At 74.0% G+C, this 20,473-nt stretch carries 21 protein-coding genes; 13 read left to right on the forward strand and 8 right to left on the reverse strand.

Going from position 1 to position 20,473, the window contains the following annotated elements; genetic code table 11:
* The first annotated feature begins 5 nt into the window (after nt 1–5).
* Entirely contained in the window at nt 6–977 is a 972-nt protein-coding gene (locus ACFYP4_RS04400; protein WP_358851666.1) for a WYL domain-containing protein, read from the forward strand.
* 113 nt (nt 978–1,090) lie between these two features.
* Nucleotides 1,091–1,609, forward strand: a complete 519-nt coding sequence (locus ACFYP4_RS04405) for a DUF4240 domain-containing protein (RefSeq protein WP_388783800.1) — start codon at nt 1,091–1,093, stop codon at nt 1,607–1,609.
* Nucleotides 1,610–1,637: 28 nt separating this feature from the next.
* Here the strand turns inward: ACFYP4_RS04405 and ACFYP4_RS04410 are convergent, their stop codons facing one another.
* Nucleotides 1,638–1,856: a hypothetical protein gene (locus ACFYP4_RS04410; RefSeq protein WP_358851665.1), complete on the reverse strand. Its 219-nt coding sequence runs from the start codon at nt 1,854–1,856 to the stop codon at nt 1,638–1,640.
* Nucleotides 1,857–1,957: 101 nt separating this feature from the next.
* Nucleotides 1,958–2,707 carry a peptidoglycan recognition protein gene (locus tag ACFYP4_RS04415; protein WP_358851664.1) on the reverse strand — a complete coding sequence of 250 codons (750 nt, stop codon included), beginning with the start codon at nt 2,705–2,707 and terminating at the stop codon, nt 1,958–1,960.
* A 1,046-nt stretch (nt 2,708–3,753) separates the two neighbouring features.
* On the opposite strand from ACFYP4_RS04415, the gene ACFYP4_RS04420 reads away from it, so the two are divergent.
* Nucleotides 3,754–4,938, forward strand: a complete 1,185-nt coding sequence (locus ACFYP4_RS04420) for a MarP family serine protease (RefSeq protein ID WP_358851663.1) — start codon at nt 3,754–3,756, stop codon at nt 4,936–4,938.
* A gap of 71 nt (nt 4,939–5,009) precedes the next feature.
* Here ACFYP4_RS04420 and ACFYP4_RS04425 read toward each other — a convergent pair whose 3' ends face one another.
* On the reverse strand, nt 5,010–5,498 hold the full coding sequence (locus ACFYP4_RS04425) for a GNAT family N-acetyltransferase (RefSeq protein ID WP_358851662.1): 489 nt from the start codon (nt 5,496–5,498) through the stop codon (nt 5,010–5,012).
* 71 nt (nt 5,499–5,569) lie between these two features.
* Here ACFYP4_RS04425 and ACFYP4_RS04430 point away from each other — a divergent pair, with 71 nt between their 5' ends.
* Together ACFYP4_RS04430 and ACFYP4_RS04435 are read left to right on the forward strand one after the other, a co-directional pair.
* Nucleotides 5,570–6,484: a TIGR01777 family oxidoreductase gene (locus ACFYP4_RS04430; protein WP_388782772.1), complete on the forward strand. Its 915-nt coding sequence runs from the start codon at nt 5,570–5,572 to the stop codon at nt 6,482–6,484.
* Between the two features lie 180 nt (nt 6,485–6,664).
* Entirely contained in the window at nt 6,665–8,098 is a 1,434-nt protein-coding gene (locus ACFYP4_RS04435) for an NAD(P)/FAD-dependent oxidoreductase (RefSeq protein WP_388782775.1), read from the forward strand.
* Nucleotides 8,099–8,105: 7 nt separating this feature from the next.
* Here ACFYP4_RS04435 and ACFYP4_RS04440 read toward each other — a convergent pair whose 3' ends face one another.
* Nucleotides 8,106–9,545, reverse strand: a complete 1,440-nt coding sequence (locus ACFYP4_RS04440) for a regulator (protein WP_388782777.1) — start codon at nt 9,543–9,545, stop codon at nt 8,106–8,108.
* 307 nt (nt 9,546–9,852) lie between these two features.
* Between ACFYP4_RS04440 and lipB the strand changes: the two genes are divergently transcribed.
* The 4 genes from lipB to ACFYP4_RS04460 all read left to right on the forward strand — a co-directional run bounded on the left by lipB (nt 9,853) and on the right by ACFYP4_RS04460 (nt 12,958).
* The gene (gene lipB / locus ACFYP4_RS04445; protein ID WP_358851658.1) at nt 9,853–10,650 is read left to right on the forward strand and encodes a lipoyl(octanoyl) transferase LipB; all 798 of its coding nucleotides are present in this window, start codon (nt 9,853–9,855) and stop codon (nt 10,648–10,650) included.
* Between the two features lie 114 nt (nt 10,651–10,764).
* Nucleotides 10,765–11,730 (forward strand): lipoyl synthase, encoded by a 966-nt coding sequence (gene lipA / locus ACFYP4_RS04450; protein WP_358851657.1) that lies wholly within the window; start codon nt 10,765–10,767, stop codon nt 11,728–11,730.
* A gap of 275 nt (nt 11,731–12,005) precedes the next feature.
* On the forward strand, nt 12,006–12,209 hold the full coding sequence (locus ACFYP4_RS04455) for a hypothetical protein (RefSeq protein WP_358851656.1): 204 nt from the start codon (nt 12,006–12,008) through the stop codon (nt 12,207–12,209).
* Nucleotides 12,210–12,259: 50 nt separating this feature from the next.
* The gene (locus ACFYP4_RS04460) at nt 12,260–12,958 is read left to right on the forward strand and encodes a DUF4191 domain-containing protein (RefSeq protein WP_358851655.1); all 699 of its coding nucleotides are present in this window, start codon (nt 12,260–12,262) and stop codon (nt 12,956–12,958) included.
* A gap of 124 nt (nt 12,959–13,082) precedes the next feature.
* Here the strand turns inward: ACFYP4_RS04460 and ACFYP4_RS04465 are convergent, their stop codons facing one another.
* Nucleotides 13,083–13,550: an RDD family protein gene (locus ACFYP4_RS04465; protein WP_388782781.1), complete on the reverse strand. Its 468-nt coding sequence runs from the start codon at nt 13,548–13,550 to the stop codon at nt 13,083–13,085.
* A gap of 210 nt (nt 13,551–13,760) precedes the next feature.
* On the opposite strand from ACFYP4_RS04465, the gene glnA reads away from it, so the two are divergent.
* Nucleotides 13,761–15,170: a type I glutamate--ammonia ligase gene (glnA, locus tag ACFYP4_RS04470; RefSeq protein WP_358851653.1), complete on the forward strand. Its 1,410-nt coding sequence runs from the start codon at nt 13,761–13,763 to the stop codon at nt 15,168–15,170.
* Nucleotides 15,171–15,293: 123 nt separating this feature from the next.
* On the opposite strand, the gene ACFYP4_RS04475 is transcribed toward glnA, so the two are convergent.
* Both ACFYP4_RS04475 and ACFYP4_RS04480 read right to left on the reverse strand, forming a co-directional pair.
* Nucleotides 15,294–15,596: a hypothetical protein gene (locus tag ACFYP4_RS04475; RefSeq protein ID WP_358851652.1), complete on the reverse strand. Its 303-nt coding sequence runs from the start codon at nt 15,594–15,596 to the stop codon at nt 15,294–15,296.
* A gap of 332 nt (nt 15,597–15,928) precedes the next feature.
* Nucleotides 15,929–17,269, reverse strand: a complete 1,341-nt coding sequence (locus tag ACFYP4_RS04480; RefSeq protein WP_388782785.1) for a DUF2252 domain-containing protein — start codon at nt 17,267–17,269, stop codon at nt 15,929–15,931.
* 294 nt (nt 17,270–17,563) lie between these two features.
* On the opposite strand from ACFYP4_RS04480, the gene ACFYP4_RS04485 reads away from it, so the two are divergent.
* Nucleotides 17,564–18,760: a winged helix DNA-binding domain-containing protein gene (locus ACFYP4_RS04485; protein WP_388782788.1), complete on the forward strand. Its 1,197-nt coding sequence runs from the start codon at nt 17,564–17,566 to the stop codon at nt 18,758–18,760.
* Nucleotides 18,761–18,829: 69 nt separating this feature from the next.
* Here ACFYP4_RS04485 and ACFYP4_RS04490 read toward each other — a convergent pair whose 3' ends face one another.
* Nucleotides 18,830–19,138: a hypothetical protein gene (locus ACFYP4_RS04490; protein WP_388782791.1), complete on the reverse strand. Its 309-nt coding sequence runs from the start codon at nt 19,136–19,138 to the stop codon at nt 18,830–18,832.
* A 162-nt stretch (nt 19,139–19,300) separates the two neighbouring features.
* Here ACFYP4_RS04490 and ACFYP4_RS04495 point away from each other — a divergent pair, with 162 nt between their 5' ends.
* Together ACFYP4_RS04495 and ACFYP4_RS04500 are read left to right on the forward strand one after the other, a co-directional pair.
* The gene (locus tag ACFYP4_RS04495) at nt 19,301–19,660 is read left to right on the forward strand and encodes an arsenate reductase family protein (RefSeq protein WP_358851648.1); all 360 of its coding nucleotides are present in this window, start codon (nt 19,301–19,303) and stop codon (nt 19,658–19,660) included.
* 122 nt (nt 19,661–19,782) lie between these two features.
* Nucleotides 19,783–20,472, forward strand: coding sequence for a hypothetical protein (locus ACFYP4_RS04500; RefSeq protein WP_358851647.1), 690 nt, complete (start codon nt 19,783–19,785; stop codon nt 20,470–20,472).
* Nucleotide 20,473: the final 1 nt, after the last annotated feature.

Consider the following 20,473-nt stretch of genomic DNA (forward strand, 5'->3'; position numbering starts at 1 on the left):
AGGGCATGCGTGCTGCCCGCCTGATCAAGATGGTGCTGCTGCTCCAGTCCCGGCCGTCGATGACCGCCGCGGAGCTGGCGCGGGAGCTGGAGGTGTCCGAGCGGACCGTCACCCGCGACGCGCAGGCGCTGTCGGAGGCCGGCGTCCCGGTGTACGCGGACCGGGGACGGACCGGCGGGTACCGGCTGGTCGGGGGGTACCGGACGCGGCTGACGGGGCTGGCGCGGACCGAGGCGGAGGCCCTGTTCCTGTCCGGGGTGCCGGGGGCACTGCGGGAGATGGGCCTCGACGACGCAGCCTCGGCGGCCCGCCTGAAGGTGTCCGCCGCGCTGCTGCCCTCGCTGCGGGACGCCTCGCGGACGGCGGGGCAGCGCTTCCATCTCGACGCGCCCGCCTGGTTCAGCGAGCCTGAGACCCCCCGGCTGCTGCCCGCCGTCGCGGACGCGGTGTGGGACGACCGCCGGATCGACGCGCGCTACCGGCGCGGCGAGGAGGAGGCGGAGCGGTCCCTGGAGCCGTACGGGCTCGTCCTGAAGGCGGGCCTGTGGTACCTGTGCGCGCGGGAGGCGGAGTCGGGGTCCTTCCGGGTCTACCGCATCGACAGGTTCACCGAGGTCACCCCGGGCGAGGAGCGTTTCGTCCGGGACGACGGCTTCGAGCTGCCCGGGTTCTGGGAGGAGCGGGCGGCCCAGTTCGCGCGGTCCATCCTGCGCGCGGAGGTCGTCGTACGGCTCTCGGCCCAGGGTGTGCGGCGGCTGCCGTACGTCCTCGATCCGGTGACCGCGAAGGAGGCGCTGGGCGCCGCGGGCGAGCCCGACCGGGACGGGTGGGTGAGCGTCCGTCTGCCGGTCGAGTCCGAGGAGGTCGCGCACACGCAGCTCATGACGCTGGGGCCGGAGGCGGAGGTGCTGGCCCCCGCCGGGCTGCGGGCGCGCTTCTCGGCGGACGCGCGGCGGCTCGCGGCGCTCTACGGCTGACCGGCCGTCACGGGCCGCCGGGCCCGGCGGTCCTGCCGCGGGCACGTGCGCGCACGACAATCCGCGGCACTCCGCGTGCGTCCCTCCCGTCCAGGACCGATGCTTGACCCGTGATGGACGAGACGGAGTTCTGGGAGCTGGTGGACGCCACCCGCGAGGCCGCCGAGGGTGACCCCGAGGAGCAGGCCGACCTGCTGGTCGAGCGGCTCCTGCGGCTGGATCCGGAATCGGTCCTGGACTTCGCCCGGCACTTCGAGTCCCGCTACAACCGCGCCTACCGCTGGGATCTCTGGGGCGCCGCCTGGATGCTGCTCGACGGGGCGAGCGACGACGCCTTCGACTTTTTCCGGTGCTGGCTCATCGGCCAGGGCCGCGAGGTCTTCGAGGGCGCGGTGCACGACCCGGACTCGCTCGCCGACCTCCTGGAGGACTTCGACGAGGAGGTCGACGGGGACGGCGAGGAGCTGGGGTACGCGGCGGACGAGGCGTACGAGCAGCTCACCGGCGTCGTGGCTCCCGACCTCGGGATCCCGCCGGCGCCCGCCGAGCCCGAGGGCACGCCGATCGACTTCGAGAACGACGGCCTGCTCGCCGAGCGGTACCCGCGGCTGTGGGAGCGGTTCAAGGACTGAGAGCCCCGCGGCGGGTACGAGACGGCCGTCAGCGGGCGTCCGGGAGCAGCGGGGGTCCGGTCCGGGGTCCGGTCCGGTGCCCCTCGGGCGCCGCGTGCAGGGGCGGTGCCGCGTTCGCGCGGTCCAGGGCGGACGCCGTGGCCGCCGCCGGTCCGATCACGACCGTCACCACCGCGCACGCCACCGTCCACGGGCTGCGCAGGGCGCCGCTCCACCGGCCGGTTCCCCGCGGATTGCTGCCGCTCATCTTCCCCACCTCCGGTCGGCTGCCTGTCGATACGCAGAGGCGAGGCTAGGGAGCGGGGCTCTGCGGAGTCCCTGGACCGCCTGTGGGGCCGCTGTGGGTCTTCAGCGCCCCTGGAGCCGGGCGGCCAGCTCGCGCATGGCCGGCAGCCGGGCGGTCAGCGCCGCCCCCGGGCAACTGGTCATGAAGCCCGCGTTGTGGCCGGCCAGCGCGGGCAGGGACGCGGTGGTGCCCGCCCGGTAGCGGCTGAGGTCGTTGCTGGACCGGAGCCGGACCCTGGTCCGCGGGTCGATGTCGCCGAGGCCGAGCTTCCACGCGGCGAGCGCGGCGATCGCGTCGGTCATCGCCCGCGGCACCGGCGTACCCGCCGTGAAGGTGCCGATGGCCGCGACGCCCACGGTGCGGTGGTTGAAGCCCTGGGTGTGGGCGCCGGTGACGGGCCGGTCGACGCCGCCGGCCCGGCCCTCGTAGATCGTGCCGCAGCGGTCGACGAGGAAGTTGTACCCGATGTCGTCCCACTGACGGGCGCCGGTCTGGCCCGCGTACAGGTAGCGGATAATGCGGGGCGTGTCCGCGCAGTCGTACCCGTTCGGCGAGTCGGTGTGGTGCACGAAGACCGCCGCGACGCGGTCGTCGTAGCGCGGGGGCGGCTGGCCGGGCGCACGGGCGTCGATCCAGCGCGAGCGCGGCACGACGGGCGGGCGCGGGGCCTTGTGCTCCACGGCGGGCCGCGCGGCGACGGGCCGGTCGGCGCCGGATCCCCCACCACCGAGGCCCACCGTGCACAGCACCAGCGCAAGCACGACGCAGATCCCCGGCAGGAAGAGCAGGGCCACGCGGACCGGGGCGGGCAACCGCGACGTGTCGAAACGTCGCGGGGGGTGCGGGGGCGGGTTGTCCCGGGGTGCGGGTTCTCGCGCGGGGGCGTTGTGCGGGGGTGCGGGTCCCTGGGCTGGGGCGCCGGTTCCGGGTGCGGGTCCCTGCGCGGGGGCGCCGGCTCCGGGTGCGGGTCCCTGCGCGGGGGCGTTGTCCGGAGGTGCGGAGTCCGGCGCGGGCGCGGCGCCGGAGGGTACGGAGTCCGGCGCGGGCGCACCGCCCCGGGCCGGCGTGCGGGCGTCGACCTGGGTCGGCGGGTGTGTGCCCGCCGGTGCGCCGCCCGGGGGCGGCGTGGGAGCGCCGCCCCCCGGGACGCCGTCCCGAGACGGCACGGGGGCGTAGCCCGGGGCGCCACCCCGGGGCGAGGTGGGGGCTGCGGACCCGTTGTCGGTGGAGTGGCCGTCGCCGGGGTGCGTTTCCGGTGAGGGGCCGGACGTGGGTGGGCGGGAGCCCCACGGGGCGCCGTCCCCGGTCGGGGCAGGCACGGCCGCCCCGTCGTCGGCGGGGTGTGGCGGGCCGGGGCGCGTCCCCGGTCGGGGCCCGGGCGTGGGCGGGCGGGAGCCGGGCGTGGGCCCGTCCCCGGGTGGAGTGGGGGCGGCGGGCCCGTCGGCGGTGGGGTGGCCGTCGCCGGGGTGCGTTTCCGGTGGGGGGCCGGGCGTGGGCGGGCGGGAGCCGGGCGGGGGGCTTTCGGCGCGGGGGAGGCGCAGGCGGCGTACCGCTGCCCGCAGGCGCGCCGCTCGTGGCTCCCGCGCCTCGTCGGTCCGCACGTGCCGCGCGGTCCGTCGCCGCGCGGCGCCGGGTATTCGTGTCCCCCGCGCTCCGGGGAAGACACGCATGGATCCCACCCTCGCCCAGGTCCGGGCCATCCGCGACGTTTGCTGTGCCGGCCGGTGGAACCATCGTCCCGGTCCGGGGCGTTTTTACGGGTCCACGCACGTGTGCCGGTTTCCGGGCCCTACGCGCGCGTGCCTGATCACTGGGCCCGCCCCGCACGTACTGAGGGGCCCGAGAGAAAGGCGGCTCCGTGGACCTGCTCGACTTGCTGCTGTTGCTGGTGATCCTCGCCTACGCGGCGTCCGGCTACCGGCGCGGCCTCGTCGCCGGCTGCGTCTCGCTGGCCGGTTTCGTGGGCGGCGCCGTCATAGGGGTGTGGCTCCTGCCGTGGGTGATGGACCTGGCCACGCCGGGGACCCCGGCGGCCACGGTGACGGCCGTGCTGACGGTGCTGGTGCCCGCCGTGACCGGTCACGAGCTGGCGGGACGGCTGGCGCTGAAGCTGCGCCGCGAGCTGGAGGGCGGCCCGCTGCGGGTGGCCGACGGGGTCGGCGGAGCCGCCGCGAACACGCTCGCGGTGCTCCTGGTGGCCTGGGTCGCAGCGAGCGTCCTCGGCGCCTCCTCGTCCACCGTGGTCACCCAGGCGATACGCGGCTCCGCGCTGCTGGGGGCCGTGCAGGACGCGATGCCGCAGGCCACGCCCGCCTGGTTCGCGCGGGCGACCTCGGCGCTGACGGAGGCGGGCTTCCCGCAGGTCTTCAACCCGTTCGAGAACGAGCCCGCGGCCGGTGTCGCCAAGCCCTCCGGGGACAGCGTCACGGCGAGCGCGGCGGACGCGGCCAAGCGCAGCACGGTGAAGATCGAGGGCGCCTCGGGCGACCAGGGCCGCGAGGGCAGCGGCTTCGTGTACGCCTCGCAGCACGTGATGACCAACGCCCACGTGGTGGCGGGCATCGACCGGCCGGCCGTCCGGGTGGGCGGCGTGGGCCGCGCGTACGAGGCGAGGGTGGTGCTCTTCGACCCGGAGAAGGACGTCGCCGTCCTGTACGTGCCGGGGCTGCGCGCGCCCGTCCTGCGCTTCGACGACAGCGCCCGGCGGGGCGACTCGGCGGTCGTCGCGGGCTATCCGCAGGACGGCGGCCTGAACCTCCAGGCGGCGACGGTCGCGAGCCGCATCGACGCGACGGGCCGCAACATCTACAACACGGACACGGTGACCCGTGAGATCTACTCCATCCGCTCCACCGTCCGCCCCGGCAACTCGGGCGGCCCGCTGCTCACCACGGACGGAAAGGTCTTCGGTGTCGTCTTCGCCCGCTCGACCTCGGACAGCGAGACGGGGTACGTGCTGACGGTGGACGAGATCGCGGGCGACGCCGGGCGCGCGGCGAGGGCCACGGCACCGGTGGACACGGGCGGCCTGGTCACCTCGTAGCCGGCTCCCGCGGGGCCGCCGCCGTACGCGCCCGGCCCGGCGCGTACGGCGGCCGTGCGCGCTCCCGTGGTTCAGAGTTGACGTCCCATCATGACGTCGTCGACGTAGGCGCCCTCGATCAGGAACTCCCCGGGCAGGACGCCCTCCACCGCGAACCCCTCCGACTCGTACAGCTTCCGGGCGGGGGTGTTGTGGCCGAGGACGCGGAGCGTGATGCGCCGGGCCCCCTGACGCCGGGCCTCGTCCCCGGCGGCCCGCAGCAGGGCCCGGCCCACTCCGGCGCCGCGCGCCTCCTCGGCGACGACGAGTCCCTGGATCTGCCGGACATGGGCGTTGCAGGCGAGGGGAGTCGGGAATCCCAGCCGGAGGTAGCCGACGACCTGGCCGGCGAGTTCGGCGACCAGATGGTCGCGCGGCCCGGACCGCTCGCTGTAGAAGGGCTCGTAAGGCGGCTGGGGACGCGGCTGGACCGCGTGCACCGGGGACCAGGTGACGCGGTCGAGCAGGCCGAGCGCCTCCTCGTCGTCGGGAGCGGCGTGACGTATGTGCGGTACCGGCATGCCGGTCACTGTACGACGTGGACGCGGCGGTCCGGCCGGGGTTTTCCGGGGGCACCCGGCAGGATGGATCCATGAACTCACCGCTTGCCCCCGGCTCCCGCATCGCGATCGCCGGTGCGTCCGGACTGATCGGCTCGGCACTGGCGCGCTCCCTGGCCGCGGACGGCCACGAGGTGGTGCGGATCGTACGCCGGGCTCCCCGGACGAAGGACGAGGTCCGGTGGGATCCCAGGGCCCGGCGGGTCGACACGGCCGGGCTCGCCGGGTGCGCCGCGGTGGTCAACCTCGCGGGCGCCGGGATCGCCTCCCGGCGCTGGACGGAGGACTACCGGCGGGAGATCCGCGACAGCCGCGTGCTCGGCACGGCCGCGCTCGCCGAGGCGGTGGCCTCCCTGGACGCACCGCCGCGCGTCCTCGTCAACGGCAGTGCGATCGGTATCTACGGCGACACCGGCGACCGGGCGGTGGACGAGAGCGCGCCGCCCGGTGAAGGTTTCCTGCCGTCCGTGTGCGTGGAGTGGGAGGGGGCGGCGGCAGCGGCGCGGGAGGCGGGCGTCCGTACGGTGTTCGCCCGTACCGGGCTGGTGGTGGCCCGGGAGGGCGGGGCCTGGGGGAAGCTGTTTCCGGTCTTCAAGGCCGGGCTCGGGGGGCGGATGGGGGACGGGCGCCAGTACTGGAGCTACATCTCCCTGCACGACGAGGTGGCCGCGCTGCGGCATCTCATCGACACGGAGTCGCTGTCCGGGCCGGTCAATCTGACGGCGCCCGAGCCGCTCACCAACGCCGAGGTGACGGCGGCGATGGGGCGGGTGCTGCGGCGGCCCACGCTGTTCGCCGTGCCGGCGTCGGTGTTGCGGGCCGCGCTCGGGGGGATGGCCGGTGACGTGCTGGGCAGCCAGCGGGTCCGGCCGGCCCGGCTGCTCGACTCCGGTTTCGTCTTCGCGTTCCCGTCGATCGACGCGGCCCTGCGGTCCGCTCTGCGCTGAACGAGCCGTCTCCGCGCGCCATCGCGTCCCGGCCCGGGAACGCCCGGGCCGGTCCGCGCCCCCGGGGGTGCGGGAGTGCTCCCCCGTGCGACCGTGCGAGGGCTCCGTGCGCCCTTGCCCTGCGGGGCGGCCGACCTAACCTCGACCGGAACTCGGGTATTCCGGGCCCCTGTCGGGGGCATGACGTCCCCACAGCCGCGCGACCTCCAGGAGGAGCACGTGCTAGAGCCGGCACGCGAAGCGCACATCTCGCAGGACGTGGACGTCGTGATCGTGGGGGCCGGGGTCGCGGGACTCGCGGCGGCCCACCACCTCACCAGGGCGGGCCTCACCACCGCCGTTCTGGAGGCCGCCCCGCGCGTGGGGGGCCGCATGTCGACGGAGAAGGTGGACGGGTTCCGGCTCGACAGACAGGGCCGGCCGCTGTCCACCTCGTATCCCGAGTTGCGCCGCACCCCGGGCCTGGAGGCGCTGGCCCTGCGGTCGTTCTCACCGGGCGTCCTGCTCCACAGCGACGGCCGGCACCACCGGGCGTACGCTCCCCTCCACCGCCGGAGCGCGAGAGGCGCACTCACCGCGGTACGCGCCCTGGCGAGCGCCCCCCGGCTGCCGGGAACGGCAGTCCGTCCGGGCGGTCACTCCGGCCCGTCGGCGCGCCCGGCGGGCCCGCTGGGCCGACCCCTCGACCAGGCCCGTCTGGGGGGCGCGCTGGCGCGGCTGGCCGCCACCCCGCCGGGCGGCATCCTGGGCCGCCCGGAACTGCCCGCCGCGCAGGCGCTGTCGGCGCGCGGCTTCCCGGCCCGCACCGTCGACGGCTTCCTCCGGCCCTTGCTGGCCGCCCTGTTGTGCGATCCGGACCTCACGACCTCCAGCCGCTGCGCGGACCTCGCGCTGCACTCCTTCGCCACGGGGCGGCTGTGCGTCCCCGAGGGCGGTTGCGACACCCTTCCCGAACTCCTCGCGGCGGCCCTGCCCCCCGGCACCGTCCGTACCGGCGTGCACGTCACCGCGGTCTCCACCACGTCGGTGACCACCCGGGACCATGGCGTACTCCCCTGCCGTTCCCTGGTGCTGGCGACCGGCGCCCGCGCCGCGGCGGCCCTCCTGCCCGGGCTGCGGGTCCCCGCCTTCCATCCCGTCACCGTCGTCCACCACACGGCCGACGAGCCGCCGCTCGGCGAGCCGGCGCTGCTCCTGGACGCCGACCGGAGCGGTCCGGTGACGCACACCGCGGTGATCAGCCAGGTCGACCCCACCCGGGCGCCGGCGGGCCGCGCCCTCGTCTCCTCGACGGTGCTGGGCACTCCGCCGGCCGCCGCAGGCCTGGACGCGGCGGTCCGCGCCCAACTGGCCCGCCTGTACGGGACGTCGACCCGCCGCTGGGAACTCCTCGCGGTCCACCACGACCCCGAGGCGGTCCCCGCGATGCCCCCGCCGCACGACCTGTGCCGCCCGGTGCGCCTGCTGGCGGGCCTGTACGTGTGCGGCGACCACCGCGGCACCAGCACCGTCCAGGGCGCGCTGCACTCGGGCCGCCGGGCCGCCCGGGCCCTGCTGAGGGACCTGGGGGTCCGTCCGGCCCCCGCCAACAGACCTCTGGAGAAGGCCGCCTGAACGCCGCTCACCCGAGGGCGGACACCCGGTCCCGGTAGCCCCGCACGGGAGCGGCGTCCCGGTAGGGCTCGAGACGGCGTTCGAAGTCGCGCACGTACTCCACCGCCCGCACCGAACGCATCTCCGCCGCCTGGCCCGCGGCCTCGGCGCCCAGCTGACAGGCCTGGTCGAGTTCGCCGAGCGCCAGCCGTGCCGTGGCCAGCACCACGCGGCAGAACAGCCGGCTGCGCGCGTAACCGGGCGCCCGCAGTCTGAGCGAGCGCTCCGCGTGCTGGGCCGCGGCCCGGTACTGCTGGAGATCCCGGTGGCAGTGCCCGAACTCGTCGGCGAGCTGCGCCTCGTCGAAGAACCGGGCCCAGGGCGGGACCTCGTCGGCGGGCCGGGCCGCCTCCAGGGCCCGCTCGGCCCGCACGAGGGAGGCCGTGCAGGCGCGCACCTCCCCCAGCACGCCGTGTCCGCGCGCCTCGACGGAGTGCAGCATCGCCTGCATCACGGGCGGGGCGGAGGAGCCGACGCCCTGCTGCGCCACCCGCGCCAGCTGGACGGCCTCGCGCCCGTGCCCCAGGTAGATTGCCTGCCGGCTCATGGTCACCAGCACGTACGCCCCGTAGGCCCGGTCGCCCGCCGCCTGGGCGAGGCGCAGCGCCTGGACGAAGTACCGCTGGGCGAGCCCGTGCGCGGCGATGTCGTACGAGGTCCAGCCGGCGAGGCGGGTGAGGTCGGCGGCGGCCGCGAAGAGGCGGCGGCCGGTCTGTTCGCCGTAGGTGCCGCGGAGCATCGGTTCGGCCTCGTGCTCGAGGTAGCGCACGAGGGCCTGGCGGGCGTGGCCGCCGCCGTACGCGTGATCGAGTGACCGGAACAACTCGCCGACCGAGCGCAGGGCGGCGATGTCACCGCCGGTGACCCGCAGTCCGGGTCCGCGCTCGGACTGGGCGCGCCGGCGGGGCACCGCGGGGCGGCCCTGCGCGGGGACCCGCGGGGCCGCCGGCTCACCGCGGCCGACCCGTTCGTCGGCGCGGCCGATGAGCCAGTCCCGGCTCGGGACGACCAGTCCCGCCGGGGTGAAGGCGATCTTGCGGAGTTCGGCGTGGCTGCCGGAGTCCTTGCGCCACAGGCCGCCGACGATGTCGACGGCCTCCTCGGGGCTCGCGGCGAACTCCAGACCGGCGTACACCGGGGCGCACGCGTCCAGCCCCAGGTCCTGGGCGGTGAGCCGGCGGCCGAGGCGACGGGTGAAGACCTCGGCGATGAGTGCCGGCGTGGTGCCCCGGGGCTGCTGTCCGCGCAGCCAGCGGGTCACGGATGTCTTGTCGTATCTGAGATCGAGGCCGTGTTCGAGGCCGAGCTGGTCCACCCGGCGGGCGAGACCTGCGTTGGAGAACCCCGCTTCTGCGATGAGCGCGGCGAGCTGTCGGTTGGGAGTGCGCTGCGCGGGTCGTTCCGTCATGGTGCGGTGCGGTCTCCTGCCTTCCGGGCGTCAAGTGCCCGGATTGCCTGTGAGCAGCCCTTATGGCCTCGTGAACGGCGCGAATGTAGCGGTCCGTAAACACCCGATCGCACATTTCCGCGTTCATTCATCCGATCGTGTGAGGATTGTCCGCGGGGCTGACGTCCGTCGGCCGGACGTACAGTGGCGTAGGCGTGCTTCATGCCTTACGGGTCCCGCCCCGCCGGTCGTGCGGGCGGATTCCGGGGGCCGGTGGGCGGCGCGCCGCCAGTCCGTGACTGTGGGAGCTTCTAGAAAGGCGCTTGCCGTGAGTGAACTGCGGTTCGTCCGGATGGGATTCGGTGCCGAGGCCGTCGAGTACCAGGCGGCCTGGGACGAGCAGCGCCGGGTGCACGCCGCCCGTTTCCTGGACGAGGTCCCCGACACCTGTCTGCTCCTGGAGCACCCGCCCGTGTACACGGCAGGGCGGCGCACGGCGGACAACGAGCGCCCCCTCGACGGCACACCGGTCGTCGACGTGGACCGCGGCGGCAAGATCACCTGGCACGGTCCTGGCCAGCTCGTGGGCTACCCCATCCAGAAGCTCCCGCGCCCGGTGGACGTGGTGGCGCACCTGCGCCGGCTCGAGGAGGCCATGATCCGCGTGTGCGCGGAGTTCGGCGTCAGGACCAGCCGGGTCGAGGGCCGCGCGGGCGTCTGGGTCCTCGGCGACCCGGTGGAGCAGCGCCCCTCCCCCGGCGGCCTCTCCCTCGACCTGGACCCGCGGCTGGCGGACGACGAGTTCGACCCCCGCCTCGACGGCCCGGAGTACGCGCCCTCCAACGCCGGCCAGCGGCGCGAGGACCGCAAGATCTGCGCCGTGGGCATCCGGGTGGCCAAGGGCGTCACGATGCACGGCTTCGCCCTGAACGTGAACCCGGACACCTCGTCCTTCGACAGGATCATCCCGTGCGGCATCCGCGACGCGGGCGTGACCTCGCTCGCGTACGAACTGGGCCGCGACCTCACCATCGCCGACGTCCTGCCGGTGGCCGAGCGGCATCTGCGGGACGTCCTCGAGAACGCGGAGCTCAGGCCGCGCGAGGTGGAGCGGACCTCGGCGTAGCCGCCCGCCCCGGGAATGCACCCCCGGACCCGAAGGTTGCCCAGACGCAGGGCCGAAAACAGCACGGGCGTACCCTGGTGTACGCCGACGAATCGAAGTTGTAGGGAGCCGGACGTGTCCGCAGTCGCACCCGACGGACGCAAGATGCTGCGCCTGGAGGTCCGGAACAGCCAGACCCCCATCGAGCGCAAGCCCGAGTGGATCAAGACCCGGGCGAAAATGGGTCCCGAGTACAACGCGCTGCAGAAGCTCGTCAAGAGCGAGGGCCTGCACACGGTCTGCCAGGAGGCGGGCTGCCCCAACATCTACGAGTGCTGGGAAGACCGCGAGGCCACCTTCCTCATCGGCGGCGACCAGTGCACCCGGCGCTGCGACTTCTGCCAGATCGACACCGGAAAGCCCGAGGCGCTGGACCGCGACGAGCCGCGCCGCGTCGGCGAGTCCGTCGTCACGATGGACCTGAACTACGCGACCATCACCGGCGTCGCCCGCGACGACTTGGCGGACGGCGGCGCCTGGCTGTACGCCGAGACGGTCCGCCAGATCCACGCCCAGACCGCGCAGCGCGAGGCCGGCCGCACCAAGGTGGAACTGCTCGCCCCCGACTTCAACGCCGAGCCGGACCAGCTCGCCGAGGTCTTCTCCTCCCGCCCCGAGGTCTTCGCGCACAACGTGGAGACGGTCCCCCGCATCTTCAAGCGCATCCGCCCCGGCTTCCGCTACGAGCGCTCGCTGAAGGTCATCACCGAGGCCCGCGACTACGGCCTGGTCACCAAGTCCAACCTGATCCTCGGCATGGGCGAGACCCGTGAGGAGGTCAGCGAGGCGCTCCGGCAGCTGCACGAGGCCGGCTGCGAGCTGATCACCATCACGCAGTACCTGCGCCCGTCCGTGCGGCACCACCCCGTGGAGCGCTGGGTCAAGCCCCACGAGTTCGTCGAGCTGAAGGACGAGGCCGAGCAGATCGGCTTCTCCGGCGTCATGTCGGGCCCGCTGGTCCGCTCCTCGTACCGCGCCGGCCGGCTCTACCAGATGGCCGTCGAGAAGCGCGGCGCGTACATCGCCTCGCAGGCGGTCTGATCGGCGTACGGGCAGGGGTGGTGGCACGGGGTGCCTTGTGTGTGTGAGTCCCCGCACAGGCGGCCACCGCCCGGCAGCGGCCGGTTCGACGCGGTTCCGACGTCCTCGCAGCTTGGGGGCTCCCGTCGGGCCGCGTCGGCGTCCCACCCCTCCGCTTCCAGGCTTCATGGGCGTTTGACCGGCCGGTCACGCCCTGGTAACACCATTCAGTGACCCTGGTCTCGTACCACGTACCGCCTCCGCCCGAGCCGCCATCCCGAGGGGGGACCTCCACCATGCAGGCCGCGCCCGTACGCGCCACCGCGATTCCCACGTTCACCGATGCACTGCGTGCCGTCGAGTCGCTGCTCATGAGCAGCGGACAGCGCACCGCGCGCCGCAACGCCTGGACCTCCGTGCAGGAGGACCGCCGCCGCGCCAAGGACCGGTTCGAGGCGCAGCGCGTCCTCGAAGAGGCCGTGGGCCCCCGCCTGTCGTAGCGGCGGCACCGCCGTCGTCGGCGCTCCCCGGGCCACGTAGACTCGTGGGCATGGCGAGGAAGGAAACCGCAGCGGACGCTGCGAACCCCGGGCGACTCAAGCAGATCGCCCTGACCTACAAGATGACCCGCAAGGCCGACTCCAAGATCGGTCTTGTACTCGCGGCTGTCGGAATCGTCACCCTCGGTGTCTTCCTCGCGATCGGCTTCTTGATCGGACACCCGGTCTATCTCGGTATTTTCGGTCTCCTGATCGCCTTCCTCGCGTCGGCGATCGTCTTCGGACGCCGGGCCGAGCGTGCCGCCTTCGGGCAGATGGAAGGACAGCCGGGCGCCGCGGCGGCCGTGCTGGACAACATCGGCCGCGGCTGGACGACGACCCCGGCCGTGGCGATGAACCGCAGCCAGGACGTGGTGCACCGGGCCGTCGGCAAGGCGGGCATCGTGCTGGTGGCCGAGGGCAACCCGAACCGGGTGAAGAGCCTGCTGGCCGCCGAGAAGCGGAAGATGGCGCGGATCGTCTCGGACGTTCCGGTGCACGACGTGCTCGTGGGCACCGGCGAGGGCCAGGTGGAGCTCAAGCGGCTCCGCACGACCATGCTGAAGCTGCCGCGCGTGCTCACCGGCCCGCAGGTCACGAGGACCAACGACCGGCTGCGCGCGATGGGCGACCTGATGAGCAACATGCCGCTGCCCAAGGGGCCGATGCCCAAGGGCATGCGGATGCCGCGCGGCGGAAAGATGCGCTGACCCCTCCCACGTCGAAGGGGGCGCCCGGATCACTCCGGGCGCCCCCTTCTCTGCGTTTCCCTCCCCGCACACCAAGCACCCGCTGTGCCGAGCACGCGCTGTCGCGCCGCACCCGCGCGGCCTTTCAGCTGCGGACCTCGACGGTGCGGGCGAGGCGGTCGTGCAGGCCGCGGCCGTCGCGGTCCCAGATCAGGGCGGGGACGGCCACGCACAGCAGCGCCGTCCGCAGCAGGGCGCGCAGCGGGTTCGGCCGGCCACCGCCCTCGGGGACGACACGGAGCCCGAAGAGGCGCTTGCCGGGGGTGAAGCCGACGGTGCCGACGGTCAGGACGCCCAGCACGAAGAAGACGAGCAGCGCCCAGTTCCCCGTCGCCTGGTCGTAGCCGTGGGTGAGCAGCCCGTATGCGATCAGCAGGCACAGGGCCCAGTCGACGGCGAGGGCGCCGAGACGGCGGCCCGGGCGGGCGATCGAGCCCGGCCCCTCCTCCGGCAGGCCGAGCTGCTCACCCCGGTATCCGAAGTCGGCGCCGGCTTCCTCCGCGGCCGCGCGGGGGCCGGAGAGCCACGATCCCATTGCTTGCCTGTTGTCCACCCGTCCACGGTACTGCGACCGGGTATGTGCCCGGCCGGTCGGGGTATGCGTAGGCTGCTGTGGAACCCGGGCCGGTTAACTTCCACGAAACAAACGGGTCACGCTTGGGAAATCCCCCGTCCCTAAGGTCGGGTCCAGCGTGTGCCACCGCACTGGCCGCACAAACGAACTACCACCCCGGTCCCAGTGGGCGGGAGTAGGAGGAGCTGGATGTTCCAGAACGCCGACGAGGCCAAGAAGTACATCGCGGACGAGGACGTCAAGTTCGTAGACGTCCGCTTCTGCGACCTGCCGGGTGTGATGCAGCACTTCACGATCCCGGCCAAGGCCTTCGACCCGGCCGAGGAGCTCGCCTTCGACGGCTCATCGATCCGGGGCTTCCAGGCCATCCACGAGTCCGACATGGCGCTCCGCGCCGACCTGACCACCGCGCGCGTCGACCCCTTCCGCCGCGACAAGACGGTCAACATCAACTTCTTCATCCACGACCCGATCACGGGCGAGCAGTACTCCCGTGACCCGCGCAACGTGGCGAAGAAGGCCGAGGCCTACCTCGCCTCCACGGGCATCGCCGACACGGCCTACTTCGGCCCCGAGGCCGAGTTCTACGTCTTCGACAGCGTGCGCTTCAAGACCGCGGAGAACGAGTCCTTCTACCACATCGACTCCGAGGCGGGCGCCTGGAACACCGGTGCGGTCGAGGACAACCGCGGCTACAAGGTCCGCTACAAGGGCGGCTACTTCCCGGCCCCGCCGGTCGACCACTTCGCCGACCTGCGCGCCGAGATCTCCCTGGAGCTGGAGGCCTCGGGGCTCCAGGTCGAGCGCCAGCACCACGAGGTCGGCACCGCCGGCCAGGCGGAGATCAACTACAAGTTCAACACGCTGCTCGCCGCGGCCGACGACCTCCAGCTCTTCAAGTACATCGTGAAGAACGTCGCCTGGCGCAACGGCAAGACCGCGACCTTCATGCCGAAGCCGATCTTCGGCGACAACGGCTCGGGCATGCACGTCCACCAGTCGCTGTGGGCCAACGGCGACCCGCTGTTCTACGACGAGGCCGGTTACGCGGGCCTGTCGGACACCGCCCGCTTCTACATCGGCGGCATCCTCAAGCACGCCCCGTCGCTGCTCGCCTTCACCAACCCGACGGTGAACTCGTACCACCGTCTGGTCCCGGGCTTCGAGGCGCCGGTCAACATGGTGTACTCGCAGCGCAACCGCTCCGCCGCGATGCGCATCCCGATCACGGGCTCGAACCCGAAGGCCAAGCGCGTCGAGTTCCGTGCCCCGGACTCCTCCGGTAACCCGTACCTCGCCTTCTCGGCGCTGCTGCTCGCCGGCCTCGACGGCATCAAGAACAAGATCGAGCCGGCCGAGCCGATCGACAAGGACCTCTACGAGCTGGCTCCCGAGGAGCACGCGAACGTGGCGCAGGTCCCGACCTCGCTCCCGGCCGTCCTCGACGCCCTCGAGCGCGACCACGAGTTCCTCCTCCAGGGCGACGTCTTCACGTCGGACCTGATCGAGACGTGGATTGACTACAAGCGCACGAACGAGATCGCGCCGCTCCAGCTGCGTCCGCACCCGCACGAGTTCGAGCTGTACTTCGACGTGTAAACCGTCGCGGCTCCAGGCCGGAGCCCCCGTCACCGCCCCAGGGCGGTGACGGGGGCTCCGTCGTGATGCGGCCCACCGGGAGCCGTGCGGCCGCCGGGGGCGGGAGAGGGCGTCAGACAGGCCCTAGTTGCCCTTCCTGCGTTCCTGGCGGCGCGCCTCGCGTGGGCGTTCGCGGCGGTAGCGGCGCTCCCACCTGGCCTGCTGGTCCCGGCTCTCGCGGTAGGCGCGGTAGCTCGGGTCCGCCCGGCCCGCGGGCCCTGCGGATCCGCCGGGAGCGGACGGGGCGCCCGCCGCGGACGCGCCCGCACCGGCGCGTCCGTACCGGACGTACAGGAAGAGCAGGGCGACCGCGGCCAGCCACAGGACGTGGTGGGAGAAGCCTAGGACGACAAGGACCGAGGTCGCCGAAATGATCAAGGTGCCCATGACGGGACTCCTTGGGGCGTGGGTGGACTGGATCTCTGCGGGGCTTCGACAGGGCGCCTGGGGCGGGCGGCCGTCCGTCGGTGCGTAGTCAGTGACCCCGAGTCCGCCGCCTGATGCCTGTCCGGCGGGAAGCGGTGCTCAGCGGCTCCGGAACGCTCGCCCAGCGTAGGGACCCGATCCCGGCCCGTGCATCCCATTTCCCGGTCCATCACCCGGATGGCAGCTCCCGCACGGGTGCCCTGGGGCACCGCAGCGCGGCGGCCGGGCGCCTGGCCCGGGACGCCGCGGGGCCGTCCGGCCGGTGCCCGCGACTCAGACCCGGTGCCGGTGACTCAGACCCCGGGGGCGGCTCTGACCACCCCGGCGGCCACGGCCGCGCACAGGGTCCCGTGGTCCAGGGCGTTCTGGTCGGCGTAGCGGAGGGCGAAGTCCGCGACGGCGCGTTCGAAGGTGTCGGCGCCGCCGAGGTAGGCGGCGATGGCGATGCGGTCGCCGGAGCGGGCGTGGGCGCGGGCCAGGGCCGTGCCGCAGAGCCGCGCGTAGCCGAGGAGTTCGTCCGGGCTCATGCCGGCGACGTCCGCGGTGCCCTTCGTGTCGCGGAGCTGACGCCAGTAGTACGGCCGTCCCTGGGGCCCCGTCATCCAGCCGAGGAAGATGTCGTTCGCGGCCTGGAGCAGCCGCTGGCCGGCGACGACGCGGTGACCGGGGTGGTCGTAGGGGCCGCTTGGCAGGTGTTCCTCGAGGACGGACCGGCCGGCCTCCTTGATCTGCAGGAACAGCGGGTCGTCCGCGTCGCGCCCGGCGAGCAGCACGACGAAGCAGCGGGTGCCGACGCTGCCGACGCCCACGACCTTGCCGGCGGCGTCCATGAAGCGGTAGCGGCCCAGGAGCAGCCGCCGCTCCTCGGAGAGCGTGGAGCGGTAGTCGCTGAAGATCTTGCGGAGCGCCCCCGTGTCGGGCGGGCCGGCGCGCTCAAGGAGCGGCGGGTCCTGGACGATGCGGGGCCGGCCGTCGACGGTCTCGGTGAGTCTGCCCAGCGCCTGAAGGCTCGTCCGGCGCCGGGCGCGCGCGAGGCTGGACTCGGCGCGTCCGCGGTGGCGTGCGGAGCGGACCAGCGGGACCAGCAGGTCGGCGTCGACGCGTTCGTACCAGACGGCGAGTTCGCCCCGTCCCGCGAGGCGCCGCATGGCGTGGCGGTACTCGGCGCCCGCCGCACGTGCCGCGCGGCGGGCCCGCGCCTCGCTGTGCCCGTTCTCGCGGGCGGTCACGGCGATGCTGGCGGCGAGTCGCTTGACGTCCCATTCGAAGGGCCCGGGGAAGGTCTCGTCGAAGTCGTTCAGGTCGAAGAGCAGCGCGCGTTCCGGAGAGGTGAACACACCGAAGTTGAGCAGGTGCGCGTCGCCGCAGAGCTGGACGGTCAGGCCGGTGTGCGGCCGGGCGGCGAGGTCCGCGGCCATCACGGCGGCCCCGCCGCGCAGGAACGCGACGGGGGAGGCGCTCATCCGCCCGTACCGGACCGGCAGCAGTTCTGGGAGCCGGTCCCGGCCCTGGCGTTCCAGTACGGCGACGGGGTCGGGGCGGTCGACCGCGGCCAGCCACTCGGCGTGCGCGGAGCGCGGGACGCGTTTGCGGACCGCTCTGCCCTTCTCGGCGCGGTCGGCGGTCGCGGTCATGGGGCGGGGCGCGCGGTCGCGGCCGGCCCGACGGGCCTTCGTCCACCCTGAGGGGCCATCGCCGTTCCGCCTTTCCCCGCTCCTGCCCGCTGCCTTCCCCCGGTCGCCCCAGTGAAGGCCGCCGGCCGGGCCGTGCGCATGCCGGGTACGGCAATCGGGTGACGTGCCCCCGGGTCCTGTCGTCGGGCTCCTGGCGGACGGGAGTCCGACGACAGGACCCGGGGCGGCCGGGTGTCCGACAGGATGGGAAGTGCCGCGACCGGTACCCGGGGCGGCGGAACGGGCGGAGGTGACGTGGGAGCGCAGGGGCGGCACATCGGGGTGGCGGAGCGGCGGGCCCGGCTGGCGCTGCGGCACCGGCTGGCGGGTGCGGCGGGCGCGGCCGGCCCGGAGGAGGTCGCGGGCTCGCTCGTCGCGCTGCACGGCACCGATCCGGCGACGGTGTACCTGTCGGTGGGGGCCCGGCTGACCGACTCCCGGAGGACCGTCGGGGAGGTGGAGCGGGCGCTGTACGAGGACCGCACGCTGGTGCGCATGCACGGGATGCGGCACACGGTGTTCGTGTTCCCCGCCGGGCTGGCGGCCGTGGTGCACGCCTCGACGGGGCTCGCCGTCGCCGAGAAGGCGCGGGCCGCGCTGGTCGCGGACGTGGTGACCGGCAGCGGCGGGCGGCTGACCGAGGAGTGGCTGGCCGAGGTGGAGGCGTCCGCGCTCGCCGCGCTGGCCCGGCGCGGTGAGGCCACGGTCAACGAACTCGTTCGGGACGAACCGCGGTTGAGGGAGCGGTTCACCTACGGGGCGGGCCGGAGCTACGAGAGTCCGCAGACCGTGTCGTCGCGGCTGATGCGGGTTCTCGGTGTCGAGGGGCGGGTCGTGCGCGGGCGCCCGCTCGGTGCGTGGACGTCGAGCCAGTTCCGCTGGGCGGTCGCTGCGCCGCACTCCGGACCGGCGCCCTCCGAGGCCCGGGCCGAGCTCATGCGGTGCTGGCTCCGGGCGTGCGGTCCCGCCTCGGAGGCCGATCTGAAGTGGTGGACGGGCTGGAAGGTCACCGACGTGCGCCGGGCGCTCGCGGCGGCCGGGGCGGTGGCCGTGTCGCTCGACGGCGGTCTCACGGGGTACGTGGCGGACGGGGACGAGGGGCCGGTGGCCGGGCCCGGCGAGCCGTGGGCCGCGCTGCTGCCCGGGCTCGACCCGACGGCCATGGGGTGGCAGGAGCGGGACTGGTTCCTCGCGCCGGAGCTGCGGCCCGCGCTCTTCGACCGGAGCGGGAACGTGGGGCCGACGGTGTGGTGGAACGGGCGGGTCGTCGGGGGCTGGGCCCAGCGGGCCGACGGGGAGGTCGTGTGGCGGGTGCTGGACGCCGCGGGGCTCGGCCGGGAGGGCCACGACGCCGTCGCCGCCCAGGCCGACCGGCTGTCCGCGTGGCTGGGCGCCACCCGGGTCACTCCGCGGTTCCGGACGCCGCTGGAACGCGAGTTGGCGGCGGGGTGAGGTGCCGCCGCGCCGCCCTCTGCCGCTCCGTCCCGGGGCTCCGCCGGTGCGGGCGGAGCCCCGGGGAGGTCAGCGGGCGTACCGCATCAGCGCCCGGACCATGTGGCACGTGGTGTCCGACGGGGGGTGGACGCCGATGAGCTGCGCGGCGCCGCGGATCGTCTCGTTGCGGGCCTGGTTCGGCACGTAGACACCGGAGTCGAGCAGGGCGATCGCGAGGCGCATCGCCTTGAGCCGGCGGTTGTGGGTGACGTACCAGTCGCGGGGCCGCCCGGGCGGGAGCGGGCGCTTGTTCACGGGCTCGTACGGCAGGTCGGGCTGGGCCGCCCTGTGGGCGGTGGACCGGGTGGACTTCGGCTTCAGTGCGGCAGCGGGCACGGGCATCCTCCTGTCGCGGTCAGGGCCTCGCCGGAACCTCCGGCGCACCCTCGAACACTGCTTCTATTCTACCGCCCGGCACTGACAAAAGCCCCTGGCCACAGGGGTTTTGACGGGGGATGTGACGCAGACGGGAAGGGCTGTTCCGGGTACCGTGCGGGTATGGAGATCTGGATCAACCCCGCCTGTTCGAAGTGCCGCAGCGCCGTCGGCCTGCTCGACGCGGAGGGCGCCGACTACACCGTGCGCCGCTACCTGGAGGACGTGCCCACCGAGGACGAGATCAGGGACGTACTGGCGCGTCTCGGACTCGAACCGTGGGACATCACCCGCACCCAGGAGTCCGTCGCCAAGGAACTCGGCCTCGGGGAGTGGGCGCGGGACGCCGGTTCGCGGGACCGGTGGACCGAGGCGCTGTCGGAGCATCCCGAGCTGATCCAGCGTCCCATCATCACGGCGGACGACGGAACCGCCGTGGTGGGCCGCACGGAGGAGGCGGTGCGGGACGCCCTGTCCCGCTGACGGTCCGCCACCGGCCCGTCCTTGTGGCCCACGTCACCCCGACGGTCTCCGTGACCGTTGAGTGACCTCGTTCGGTATCTCGTACATAGCGGCGTACGTTCCCCCGCATCCAGGAGGCGCGCATGTCGCGTAGGAGAACGCTCGGCACCAAGAAGAAGCTCGCCCTGCTGGTCGGCGCCGCCACCGTGGCCGGAGGCGGGGCCTTCGCCCTCGCGGCCACGTCGAACGCGTCGCCGGTCCAGAGCGCCCAGGACTCGGCGGTCTGTCAGGGACTGGCCACCGCGGTGGGCAACAACCAGCGGTTCATCGACGCCCAGCGGGCCGCTCCCGACGCCCAGTCGAAGGCCCGGATCGCCAACCGCGAGGACGTCATCAAGGAGATCGGGCGCCAGCAGAAGGCCTCCGGCTGCGAGGTCGGGGAGTCGGCTCAGGACTCCCAGGCCGGCGGGCCGGCGACCGAGGCGCCCGCCGGGACGGCTCCCGAGGAGACCGCACCCGGTGACGAGGCGGGCGCCGGGGACGCGGGCCAGGACGCGGGAGGCGAGGAAGCGGGCGGTGCCGCCGGCGAGCAGGTGTGCGCCGGTTCGACCGTCACGCTCTCCGGCGAGAACGGCGCCCCGGCCGCGTCCAGCAACGAGTTCCCCGCCGGGACCAGGCTGAAGGTGACCAACCTGGACAACGACAAGTCCACGACGGTCGAGGTGACCTCGGTCTCGGGCAGCTGCGTCCTGCTCAACAACGCGGCGTTCGAAGAGGTCAGGGAGCCCGGAAAGTTCCTGATCCGCCGGGCCCGTATCGAGAAGGTCGGCTGAC

Origin of the sequence: Streptomyces sp. NPDC005551 (genome assembly GCF_042871785.1) — a bacterium.
In the GTDB taxonomy this organism is placed as follows: domain Bacteria; phylum Actinomycetota; class Actinomycetes; order Streptomycetales; family Streptomycetaceae; genus Streptomyces.

Bases quoted from the DNA above. Each gene is read 5' to 3' on its own strand.
- ACFYP4_RS04410 (WP_358851665.1), bottom strand. From the start codon at position 1,856: ATGAGCGGCAGCAATCCGCGGGGAACCGGCCGGTGGAGCGGCGCCCTG.
- ACFYP4_RS04460 (WP_358851655.1), top strand. From the start codon at position 12,260: ATGGCGAGGAAGGAAACCGCAGCGGACGCTGCGAACCCCGGGCGACTC.
- ACFYP4_RS04400 (WP_358851666.1), top strand. From the start codon at position 6: ATGCGTGCTGCCCGCCTGATCAAGATGGTGCTGCTGCTCCAGTCCCGG.
- ACFYP4_RS04475 (WP_358851652.1), bottom strand. From the start codon at position 15,596: ATGGGCACCTTGATCATTTCGGCGACCTCGGTCCTTGTCGTCCTAGGC.
- ACFYP4_RS04455 (WP_358851656.1), top strand. From the start codon at position 12,006: ATGCAGGCCGCGCCCGTACGCGCCACCGCGATTCCCACGTTCACCGAT.
- ACFYP4_RS04500 (WP_358851647.1), top strand. From the start codon at position 19,783: ATGTCGCGTAGGAGAACGCTCGGCACCAAGAAGAAGCTCGCCCTGCTG.
- ACFYP4_RS04435 (WP_388782775.1), top strand. From the start codon at position 6,665: ATGACGTCCCCACAGCCGCGCGACCTCCAGGAGGAGCACGTGCTAGAG.
- ACFYP4_RS04430 (WP_388782772.1), top strand. From the start codon at position 5,570: ATGAACTCACCGCTTGCCCCCGGCTCCCGCATCGCGATCGCCGGTGCG.
- ACFYP4_RS04440 (WP_388782777.1), bottom strand. From the start codon at position 9,545: ATGACGGAACGACCCGCGCAGCGCACTCCCAACCGACAGCTCGCCGCG.
- ACFYP4_RS04495 (WP_358851648.1), top strand. From the start codon at position 19,301: ATGGAGATCTGGATCAACCCCGCCTGTTCGAAGTGCCGCAGCGCCGTC.
- glnA (WP_358851653.1), top strand. From the start codon at position 13,761: ATGTTCCAGAACGCCGACGAGGCCAAGAAGTACATCGCGGACGAGGAC.
- ACFYP4_RS04425 (WP_358851662.1), bottom strand. From the start codon at position 5,498: ATGCCGGTACCGCACATACGTCACGCCGCTCCCGACGACGAGGAGGCG.
- ACFYP4_RS04405 (WP_388783800.1), top strand. From the start codon at position 1,091: ATGGACGAGACGGAGTTCTGGGAGCTGGTGGACGCCACCCGCGAGGCC.
- ACFYP4_RS04480 (WP_388782785.1), bottom strand. From the start codon at position 17,269: ATGACCGCGACCGCCGACCGCGCCGAGAAGGGCAGAGCGGTCCGCAAA.